This is a genomic window from uncultured Dialister sp. (assembly GCF_900538805.1).
In the GTDB taxonomy this organism is placed as follows: Bacteria; Bacillota; Negativicutes; order Veillonellales; family Dialisteraceae; genus Dialister.
Genome location: NZ_UPZP01000111.1, coordinates 1 through 7,055, shown reverse-complemented (window position 1 = coordinate 7,055; position 7,055 = coordinate 1). Strand labels below are relative to the sequence as shown.

Below are 7,055 nucleotides of genomic sequence, written 5' to 3'. Positions count from 1 at the left end.
GGAAGCGCTGATTCAATCGTTATCGGATTTCATTCTTGTGTTTTTATTCAATGCAAGGAATAAGTCGACGCGAATAGCCAGCTATTTAAGGAGACTGATGACGCAGCATTGGATAAAAATACATATGAAATTCGATTCTGCGAATGAATCAGTGCTTCCCTAGAATTCCCAGAGACCTGCCCTGCATTGGTGTGTTATAATTTTCTAAGAAGCACTGATACATGCCATGATTCTCTGTATCGGCGTTTCTATAAAGAGGAGGTACTTTATGAATATGGAAGCGAAAAGAAAATATACGCTGCTGGGCATTATCATCCTGCTCATTGCAGCCATTGCGGCTGGGACTTCCGGTTTCTGGAAGGATGGGGCCGCAGAAAACGCTAAACAGGGCTATGTAGCGGTGATTCGCATTGACGGCCCCATTTACGGCGGCCCCGAGGCGGATTCTCTCCTTTCCGGCAGCAGCGGCGTTACCAGCGAGCAGATTATGAAGGAATTCCAGGCGGCCCGGAAGGATCCCCAGGCCAAGGCTATCCTGGTGCGTATCAACAGCCCCGGCGGTTCCACCGGAGCCACCCAGGAAATCGCTGAGGAAATGGATAAGATACGGAGCAGCGGCAAGCCCATCATTATTTCCATGGGGGATATGTGCGCCTCTGCAGGCTACTGGCTGGCCAGCAAGGGTAATTACATTTTTGCTTCTCCCGCCACCATTACCGGAAGCATCGGTGTATACATGGACTACACCAATGTGGAGGATCTGATGGACAAGCTGGGCATTAAGAATGAGAAAATCAAGAGCGGTGCCCATAAGGATATCCTTTCCATGTACCGCCCCATGACCGGAGAGGAAAAGGAAATGGTACAGACCATGGTGGATGATATTTACAACCAGTTTGCACAGACCGTGGCAGACGGACGCAAAATGGATGAAAACAAGGTGCGCTCCATTGCGGACGGCCGGATTCTTACGGGCAAGCAGGCCCAGGATTTGGGACTGGTGGATGCCATGGGCAACTATTACGACGCCTTGAGCTATGCGGCTTCCAGCGGCGGCATCCAGAGTGAAAATATTCCGGTGAAAAGCTATGGCAGCGGCGTTTCCTTGAAAGGCATCCTTTCGGGGGAAGCAAAGAATCTGTCCGGCGTTTTCGGAAAGGCTCTGGCCGATTCTTTCAAGGAATCGGTGGCAGAATCTTCCGTGCCGTCTATGAAATAAGGAGGATTGTATGAATCATTTACTTGACCTGGCGATAGCCCTTATCACATCACCCCGGCAGGCATTGATGGAAATTACCAATGAGGAAAAGCTGAAAGAAGCATTTCTCATCTGGATTTTTGTGGTCTTCCTTCTGTCCCTGTCCCTCTTTCAGCAGGGGCCGGGGCTGGTGGTGCAGTTTCTCCTCATGGTTCTTTTTATGGGAGCTGCCCTTCTGGTGCACAGCGCAGTGATTGACTATATTTCCGGCTTCTGGGGCGGCATGGGTACGGCTCGGGGGATTACCGCCGGCTTCATGGCATCTTCCCTGCCCATGGCCTTTTCTGTTTTCTTCACCTTCCTGGCAGTGGTGGGGGCGGGTGCCCTTTCCGGCATCGGCAGCTTTGTCATCTGGGTGTGGTCCTTCTATCTGGACGTGACGGCCATCGGACAGAATTATCGTTTCCGTCCGGGGAAATCGTTCCTCATTGCTTTGACGCCCTATATCCTCATGGTGATTTTCTTCATCGCCCTCATGGCCCTTGGTGTGGCAGCGGCGGTGGAAGGCATTGCCAATATGCAGGATGTGCAGAACCTTGAATCTGTGATTACCCAGATGTAAAATAGGAAAAGAATATTTGGCAAAGGCGCCGGAACCCTTATCCCGGCGCCTTTGTCCGTTCAATTTCAAAAATATACGGTTTGTGATATAATATGAAACGTATGTATAACTTGGATTGGATGAACACAGTTTCCCTATACAAATAAAATCTTGAATCAGTATGAATATAAGGAGGAATACCATTTATGTGCGGTATTGTAGGTTATGTAGGCAGTGGAAATGCCACCAACTTTTTGATTGACGGACTTCGCCGCCTGGAATACAGAGGATATGATTCTGCAGGCATTGCGGTATATGAAAATGGAAAAATCAACATTGAAAAGAAACAGGGCCGTCTGGTGAATCTGGAAAATGAGCTGAAGGAACATCCCCTCTCCGGCCATATCGGCATCGGTCATACCCGCTGGGCAACCCATGGCAAACCGTCCGACAGGAATGCCCATCCCCATGGAGACTGCCATAACCATTTCGTAGTGGTTCATAATGGTATCATTGAAAACTACCTGACTTTGAAAAAAGACCTCATGGAAAAGGGCCATGTTTTCAAATCTGAAACGGATACGGAAATTGTAGCCCATCTGCTGGAAGAACTGGACGACGGCAATTTCTTCTCCACCGTCCGCAAGATGCTTTCCATCATCGAAGGCTCCTACAGCCTTGTCATCATGGACAGCTCCTATCCTGACACCATTATCTGCACCAAGAAGAACAATCCCCTTATCATCGGTCTGGGCAAAGGTGAAAACTTCATTGCCTCCGATATTCCGGCGGTCATCAACCACACCAGGGATATCTACATTCTGGATGATGAAGAACTGGCAGTGGTGAAGAAGGACAGCGTAGCCGTTTATGATAAAGACGGAAAGCCGATCCGGAAGGAAATCCAGAAGGTCACCTGGTCTGCGGAAGCAGCAGAAAAGGGCGGTTATCCCCATTTCATGCTGAAGGAAATCTTCGAACAGCCCAAAGCAGTGAGAGACACCGTGCAGATTCACCTGAACAAGGACGGCTCCGTTGCATTCCCTGACCTGAACTGGACTAAAGAATGCTTCGATAACATTGACAATATCCTCATCACTGCCTGCGGCACCGCCTACCATGCAGGCCTGGTGGCAAAGCACTATATCGAACGGTTTGTAAAGATTCCGGTGGCCGTGGAAATCGCTTCCGAATACCGCTACAGCAAACCTCTCACCACCAGCCACACCCTCTGCATCGTGGTCAGCCAGTCCGGTGAAACCATTGATACCCTGGAAGCCCTGAAGGAAGCCAAGAAACATGGCGCCAAGAGTCTGGCCGTTACCAACTCCATCGGCTCCTCCATTGCCCGTGAAGCGGACAACGTGGTATACACCCTGGCAGGCCCGGAAATTGCCGTGGCATCCACCAAGGCTTACACCACCCAGCTGGTGGCACTCCTCCTGCTGTCCCTCTACATGGCACAGCTCAGAGGCACCATTTCCACAGAACTGATTCATAAGATTACCGACGGCCTTCGGGACCTGCCCAAGCAGATTGAAAAGGTGCTGGAAGAAAAGGACCATATGTCCGACGTGGCAGACCGCCTCATCAAAGCCAGCGACATTTTCTACCTGGGCCGTTCCATCGACTACGCCATCGCCATGGAAGGGGCGCTGAAACTGAAGGAAGTGTCCTACATCCATGCAGAAGCCTATGCAGCCGGCGAACTGAAACACGGCACCCTGGCCCTCATCACCGCCGACACCCCGGTCATTGCGGTTGCCACCCAGGACGCTGTCAGCTCCAAAATGTACAGCAACATCCAGGAAGTTAAAGCCCGGGGCGCCGAAGTCCTTGGCATCGGCTACGATGACGACAAGGAACTGGGCAAGTACACCACCGAAACCGTTCGTATCCCCAGAGTGGACTTCTTCATTGCCCCCATCCTTTCCGTCATTCCCATGCAGCTTCTCGCCTACTACACCAGCGTGAAGAGAGGAAACGATGTGGACAAGCCAAGAAACCTGGCCAAATCGGTGACTGTAGAATAAGAAATATACGGCACAGGCTCCTTTTGGCCTGTGCCTTTTTCTTACTGCATGATATTTCCGACTGCCTCCTTTTTCCGGCGGGCAGTTGCGGAAACCTGCTTTTAAGCATACAATAAAGAAAGTATATTCATGGATAGGAGTTGTCATATATGAAAAAAATTATTTTAACCGGCGACCGTCCCACCGGACATCTCCACGTAGGCCACTATGTAGGATCCCTTCGGGAAAGAGTTGCTCTCCAGAATTCCGGAACCTTTGACGAAGTCTACATCGAAATCGCCGATGCCCAGGCCCTCACCGACAATGCGGACAATCCTGAAAAAGTCAGGAAAAACGTACTTCAGGTAGCCCTGGACTACCTTTCCGTAGGCATTGATCCCGAAAAATCCAATATTTTCATCCAGTCCATGGTACCGGCTCTGCCGGAACTGACCATGTACTACATGAACCTGGTCACCGTTTCCCGCCTGGAAAGAAACCCCACGGTCAAAGCGGAAATCCAGCAGAAACACTTTGAAGCCAGCATCCCCGCCGGCTTCCTCTGCTACCCCGTCAGCCAGGCAGCCGACATCACCGCCTTCGATGCCACCACCGTCCCCGTAGGGGAAGACCAGGAACCCATGCTGGAACAGACAAGGGAAATCGTCCGCAAATTCAATGACATCTACGGCGAAACCCTGGTGGAACCGGAAATCGTCCTGTCCTCCAACAAGGCAAGCCTCCGCCTTCCCGGTATCGACGGCAAAGCGAAGATGAGCAAATCCATCGGCAACTGCATCTACCTCTGCGAAAAACCGGAAGACATTGAAAAGAAAGTCATGTCCATGTTCACCGACCCCACCCATCTCAGAAGAGACGATCCCGGCCACGTGGAAGGCAACCCCGTATTCACCTACCTGGACGCCTTCTGCAAAGACGAATACTTTGCCGAATTCCTGCCGGAATACAAGAACCTGGACGAAATGAAAGCCCACTATACCAGAGGCGGCCTGGGCGACGTCAAAGTCAAACGCTTCCTCAATAACGTGATGCAGGCAGAACTGGCACCTATCCGTGAACGCCGCCAGTACTGGGAACAGCACCTGGATGACGTGGTGGATATCCTCAGGACCGGCACAGAAAAAGCAGCCGCCAAAGCCGACGGCACCCTCCAGAAAGTCAGAAGAGCCATGAGAATCAACTACTTCGAAGACGGCAACCTGCTGAAATAAGAAATATGATAAAAGGGACGAAGGAAATTTCCTACGTCCTTTTTTGCATGTGATCATATTTCTTAGGAAAATGGAATCAAAGAGCGCCGGACCGGACAATAGTCGACGGAGCAGGGAGATTTCCCGACTCCGCTTCGCTCGGAAAGACAGCACAGCACGGGGCTTACACTGTGAGAAATTAAGATTTCTCCATGCTCCAGCGCTTTCGTCGAAATAACAGGGGAGCATGGGAAAACTTGTGCTTGTTCTCTGTAAACTGATGGCAGAGCGCCTGTATGTTATGGGAGAGCAGGGCCCCTTCCACCGCTGATGAGGCCCCCTCCCCATAGATGGGGGAGGCAACATAGATGATGATATGATTCCGCAGGTGCATTCAAAAATCCCGGCTCTTTCAGGAGCGCCGGGATTTTATGATGTTATAACAAATTTACACTTTTTCCATATCCGACAGGGGCAGGGCTTCTTTGTCTTTGCATTTGGAGCCGGTGGTGAGGAAGACCAGGGTGCCCGCTGCAGCGGAAACGGTGGAGGCCATGAGGATGGAGAATTTGGCCAGGTTCAGGAGGGCCGGGTCAGTGAAGGCGATGGAAGCGATGAAGATGGACATGGTGAAACCGATGCCGCCAAGCATACCTGTGGCCGCCAGTTCACGGGGAGAGGCTTTGCCGGGGATGTCTATATTTCCTAATTTATGAAGAAGGTAGACGGAGCCGAAGATGCCCACCGGTTTTCCCAGAAAGAGACCGGCCAGAATGCCCCAGGGGAGGGGAGAGGAGAAGTCCAAAGTGGACAGGGAGATTTCAACGCCTGCATTGGACAGGGCGAATACCGGCATAATGAGGTAGGCGGACCAGGGAGAAATCCTCTTTTCCCAAAGATGGAGCATGGAGGTTTTGCAGTTTCCGTCGGCGGGGATGGCAAAGCCCAGGATAACACCGGCAATGGTGGGGTGGATGCCTGCTTTCAGGAAGAAATACCAGGCAATGAGGCCCAAAACAAGGTAAGCCGGGAAGAAACGGATTTTCATGCGGTTCAGCACGAAAGCAGCTGCCAGTGCGCCTAGGCCTGCCAGAAGGGCAAACCAGGCAAGGTCGGTGCTGTAGAAGAGGGCAATCACCACGATGGCGCCCAGATCATCCACGATGGCCAGGGCGGTGAGGAAGACGATGAGTCCCGGAGGAGCACTTCTGGCAGCCATGGTCATGATGCCCAAAGCAAAGGCAATGTCCGTGGCCATGGGAATGCCCCAGCCGCCGGTGGTTTCCGTGCCGAAGTTCAAAAGGCTGTAGAACAGGGCAGGCACCAGCATGCCGCCCAAAGCGCCGCATACCGGAAGAATCATGGCGGATTTCGTTTTCAGTTCTCCAAAGAGAAATTCCCGCTTGATTTCCAGACCCACCAGGAAGAAGAAAATAGCCATGAGCCCGTCATTCACCCAGTGAAGCAGTCCCATTTCCAGGGAATAATCGCCAAAACCGATGGCTATGGGAGTGTGAAGGATGTGCTCATAGGTCTTTCCCCAGGGAGAATTGGCCATGATGACAGCCAGGATGGCACAGATCAGAAGAATCACACCGCCGGATGCTTCTGAACGCAAAAAAGAAAGAAATGTGGTGCTCAAGGATTCGATTTTTCGTCTCATAGTCAACTCCTTTCAACGAAAAGAAATATTCTATTCAAATAATAGCATAATATGCATATAATGTCACTACATATTACTAATTATTTATATATTATATTGAATGCTATGTAATTAAATGGGTTAATTGATTGATAGATGAACAGTATTTGGTTTCTAGTTTCTTGGGTCCTGCTGTATTTGGTGTGTTTTTCTTTTCGCCGACTGGGATTCTTTAGTGAGCTGGTGAGCTAGTGAACTAGTGGACTAGTAAGTGTCACTATCTACATGTACCAGGATTCTTCGCCCGGGGGCAGAATGGTCGGTCGGCCAAATAAAAGGAAGGCCCTTTAATGTGCAGGCTAAGGGCCAACTTTGGCCGACTCGCGCATTC

5 protein-coding genes are annotated in these 7,055 nt (G+C 51.0%); 4 read left to right on the top strand and 1 reads right to left on the bottom strand.

The annotated features are described in order from the left end of the window. The first annotated feature begins 268 nt into the window (after positions 1 to 268). From sppA to trpS, 4 genes are all read left to right on the top strand, one after another. Positions 269 to 1,219 (top strand): signal peptide peptidase SppA, encoded by a 951-nt coding sequence (sppA, locus tag QZQ29_RS08385; RefSeq protein ID WP_296962279.1) that lies wholly within the window; start codon positions 269 to 271, stop codon positions 1,217 to 1,219. A gap of 10 nt (positions 1,220 to 1,229) precedes the next feature. Beyond that, the gene (locus QZQ29_RS08380; protein ID WP_296962278.1) at positions 1,230 to 1,820 is read left to right on the top strand and encodes a YIP1 family protein; all 591 of its coding nucleotides are present in this window, start codon (positions 1,230 to 1,232) and stop codon (positions 1,818 to 1,820) included. Between the two features lie 185 nt (positions 1,821 to 2,005). Beyond that, the gene (glmS, locus tag QZQ29_RS08375) at positions 2,006 to 3,832 is read left to right on the top strand and encodes a glutamine--fructose-6-phosphate transaminase (isomerizing) (protein ID WP_296962275.1); all 1,827 of its coding nucleotides are present in this window, start codon (positions 2,006 to 2,008) and stop codon (positions 3,830 to 3,832) included. 149 nt (positions 3,833 to 3,981) lie between these two features. Then, positions 3,982 to 5,043, top strand: a complete 1,062-nt coding sequence (trpS, locus tag QZQ29_RS08370) for a tryptophan--tRNA ligase (RefSeq protein ID WP_296962273.1) — start codon at positions 3,982 to 3,984, stop codon at positions 5,041 to 5,043. Between the two features lie 427 nt (positions 5,044 to 5,470). Here trpS and nhaA read toward each other — a convergent pair whose 3' ends face one another. Continuing rightward, the gene (gene nhaA, locus QZQ29_RS08365; RefSeq protein ID WP_296962272.1) at positions 5,471 to 6,685 is read right to left on the bottom strand and encodes a Na+/H+ antiporter NhaA; all 1,215 of its coding nucleotides are present in this window, start codon (positions 6,683 to 6,685) and stop codon (positions 5,471 to 5,473) included. Between the last annotated feature and the right edge of the window lie 370 nt (positions 6,686 to 7,055).